We start from the raw sequence: 401 nt of genomic DNA, 5'->3' as shown, positions 1-401 counted from the left end.
CCAAAACAGGAGAGACTTTTTATTACGAATTCTCCAATTTAGATCTAGTTTGTTTTGAAACCTTTCTTGAACTTTTTTCCCAGGCTTATCCCGACGAAATTCAAATCCTTCAGCTTGATAATGCTCCTAGTCATACAAGCGAAAATCTAAGGATTCCTGAAAACATTATTCTTTTATTTCAACCTCCTTATACACCAGAAGTAAATCCCATTGAAAGATTGTGGGAACATCTCAAAAATTTATTAACTTGGTTAAACTTTGAGGAGCTAGATAAATTACGAGATGAAGTTCGCAAAATTTTGGGTACTTTTAGTAAAGAATTAATTCAATCTTTGACGGGCTGGGATTTTATTTGTAATGCTCTATCTCTCTCAGGAATTTAGAAAAATGGTATAATGTAG

At 32.9% G+C, this 401-nt stretch carries 1 protein-coding gene; it reads left to right on the top strand.

Annotated features, from left to right (window positions below; all coding sequences use genetic code 11):
* Nucleotides 1-383 (top strand): transposase (locus R0J92_RS21830; protein ID WP_411053183.1); only part of this gene is annotated, 383 nt, incomplete at its 5' end.
* Nucleotides 384-401 lie beyond the last annotated feature (18 nt).

The sequence above is a fragment of the Tritonibacter sp. SIMBA_163 genome (assembly GCF_046535935.1).
GTDB lineage: Bacteria > Pseudomonadota > Alphaproteobacteria > Rhodobacterales > Rhodobacteraceae > Epibacterium > Epibacterium scottomollicae.
This window is presented reverse-complemented; position numbering and strand designations above follow the sequence as displayed.